Origin of the sequence: Streptomyces sp. SID486 (assembly GCF_009865385.1) — a bacterium.
Classification (GTDB): domain Bacteria; phylum Actinomycetota; class Actinomycetes; order Streptomycetales; family Streptomycetaceae; genus Streptomyces.
This window is the reverse complement of record NZ_WWJT01000599.1, coordinates 1-2,038: the sequence shown is the minus strand read 5'-3', so window position 1 is coordinate 2,038 and position 2,038 is coordinate 1. Positions and strand designations below refer to the sequence as shown.

General features: G+C 76.7%; 2 protein-coding genes. One reads left to right on the top strand and one right to left on the bottom strand.

What is annotated here, in order from left to right:
• Positions 1-443 precede the first annotated feature (443 nt).
• Positions 444-1,298, top strand: coding sequence for a GNAT family N-acetyltransferase (locus tag GT045_RS28110; RefSeq protein ID WP_161335911.1), 855 nt, complete (start codon positions 444-446; stop codon positions 1,296-1,298).
• Positions 1,299-1,397: 99 nt separating this feature from the next.
• Here GT045_RS28110 and GT045_RS28105 read toward each other — a convergent pair whose 3' ends face one another.
• Positions 1,398-1,889: a nucleoside deaminase gene (locus GT045_RS28105; RefSeq protein ID WP_161335910.1), complete on the bottom strand. Its 492-nt coding sequence runs from the start codon at positions 1,887-1,889 to the stop codon at positions 1,398-1,400.
• Between the last annotated feature and the right edge of the window lie 149 nt (positions 1,890-2,038).

Genomic DNA, 2,038 nt, shown 5'->3' with positions numbered 1-2,038 from the left:
GGGGCCGAGCGGGCCGGTCAGCAGGCGCGGCTCCGGCGCCGCGCGCCCGGCCGAGAGCGAGGTGCGGCACGCGGCACAGCCATCGGCACGCGTCTCTCGTCTCCCGTCTCCCGCGCCGGATCGTGCGGCAGGCCGGTGGGGGCGTCGGCTGTCGGGTGGTGCGGAAGGCCGACGAGGTTGCCGGTCGTCGGCACCGGGACGCGGACCGGCGGGATGCCGGTCACCGGCACCATGCGGCAGGCCGATGGGGACGTCGGCTGTCGGCAACGGCGCGACAGACCGACGAGGGCGCCGGTCATCGGGATGGCGCGGCAGGCCGGCGGGGCGTCGGTCATCGGCCGATCTCCCCATGGCGTGGCCCTCGTTGATCGGCGAGGATGCTGCGGGCGGCCCGGCCGGGGCCGCGCCCAGGACACCGATCCCGACGGAAACGGAGCGCACCGATGACCCTCGCGGCCCCCCACGACCTCGTCGTCACGCAGGCCACCCTCGCCGACTGGCCGGTGATCAGCGGGTGGGCGGCGGCGGAGGGCTGGAATCCCGGACTGTCCGACGGGCCCGCGTTCTTCGCCCAGGACCCCGACGGGTTCTTCCTCGGCCGGATCGACGGGGAGCCGGTCTCCGCCGTCTCGGTCGTCAATCACGGTCCCGACTTCGCCTTCCTCGGCTGCTACCTCGTCCGCCCCGAGCTGCGCGGCCACGGACACGGCCTCACCACCTGGAAGACCGCGCTGGCCCATGCCGGCAGCCGGACCGTCGGTCTGGACGGGGTCGTCGCCCAGCAGGACAACTACCGGCAGTCCGGCTTCCGGCTCGCCCACCGCACCGTCCGGTTCACCGGCACCGCCCCCGAGAACGGGACGCCCGCCGGCGTCCGCCCGGCCGGACCCGCCGACTTCGCCGCGCTCACCGCCTACGACAGCGCCTGCCACCCCGCCGACCGCCCCCGGTTCCTCGCCGAGTGGCTCACCGGACGCGGCCACCGTGCCCTGGTCCGCGAGGAGGGTGGGCGCCTCACCGGCTACGGAGTGCTGCGCCCCGGCCATGACGCCCTGCGCATCGGGCCCCTGTTCGCGGACACCGCCGAGGACGCCCGGGCCCTGTTCGCCGGGCTCACCGCCGGTGTGGCCGGCCGCGAGGTCGCCATCGACGTGCCCGAGCCGAACACGGCCGGCGTCGCCCTGGCCGAAGCGGCGGGCCTGCGCCCCTCGTTCGAGACCGCCCGCATGTACACCGGCCCGGTCCGCCCGTACGCCCGGGAGCGCGTGTTCGGCGTCACCACGCTCGAACTCGGCTGACCGTCCCGCGAGTCGAGTGCGGTCCGGGTGGCAGCGGCGGTGCGGTCACCGCGGCACGTCCACGGGCTCCGGTACCGGTCCCGCCGCCCCGGCTGACCCTCAGGCGGGCCGAGCGCGGCCCGTGTGGCAGCGGCGGTGCAGTTCGCGCACCTCGTCCACGAGTTCCGGCACCGGGCCCGCCACGGCCACGCCGGGTGCGATCTCCCGCACGGGCAGGGCGCGCACGGGCGCGGCCGGCACGCCCCACTCGGCCAGCCAGCCGGAGAGCTGGGTGCAGGAGGCGATGTACACGATCCGGCCAAGCCCCACCCAGGCGTGTGCCGCCGCGCACATCGGGCAGTGCTCGCCCGAGGTGTAGACGGTCGCCGCCGCCCGTTCCCCGGGAGTGAGCCGCTCGGCAGACCAACGGGCCAGCTCGAACTCCGGGTGCCGGGTGCCGTCACCGCCCGCCACCCGGTTGCGGTCCTCCGCCAGTACCGTGCCGTCCCCGGACACCAGCACGGACCCGAAGGGCTCGTCACCGGCGTCCAGCGCCTCCGCCGCCAGCTCCACGCAGCGGCGCAGATACCGCAGCTCACCGTCCCGCACCATCGGCCCACCTCACCCGCGCCATCGGCCCACCTCCTCCCGGCATGATCTCCGGCGGGACACCACACGGCCACCGGGACCGGCCCGGCAGAGCCTCCGCCCGCGGACCCGCCCGGCCCCGGCCGCCGCCCGCCGCCCAACCCGGCCCCGGC

Bases quoted from the DNA above. Each gene is read 5' to 3' on its own strand.
- GT045_RS28105 (WP_161335910.1), bottom strand. From the start codon at position 1,889: ATGGTGCGGGACGGTGAGCTGCGGTATCTGCGCCGCTGCGTGGAGCTG.
- GT045_RS28110 (WP_161335911.1), top strand. From the start codon at position 444: ATGACCCTCGCGGCCCCCCACGACCTCGTCGTCACGCAGGCCACCCTC.